This is a genomic window from Pseudoalteromonas sp. G5_S1_54_S4 (assembly GCF_054968565.1).
Genome location: NZ_JBQKUL010000160.1, coordinates 1 through 231, shown reverse-complemented (window position 1 = coordinate 231; position 231 = coordinate 1). Strand labels below are relative to the sequence as shown.

The window sequence follows — 231 nt, the reverse complement described above, 5'->3', positions numbered from 1 at the left end:
TAAGACCAGCATATGTGGGGCTATAGCTCAGCTGGGAGAGCGCCTGCCTTGCACGCAGGAGGTCAGCAGTTCGATCCTGCTTAGCTCCACCACTTTACTTCTTAAAAATAAATATTCTTTTATCGGGTAGCACAATCACCTGAGAATAGAGTGTGTTTAATTTTGAGAAGTTTTTGATTCTCTGCTCTTTAAAAATTTGGAAAAGCTGATAATAAAATTCGTATGAATAAC

At 39.4% G+C, this 231-nt stretch carries 1 tRNA gene; it reads left to right on the top strand.

The features are described 5' to 3' along the window. Window positions 1–16: 16 nt before the first annotated feature. Window positions 17–92 (top strand) — tRNA-Ala (locus ACTRWE_RS19365). Window positions 93–231: the final 139 nt, after the last annotated feature.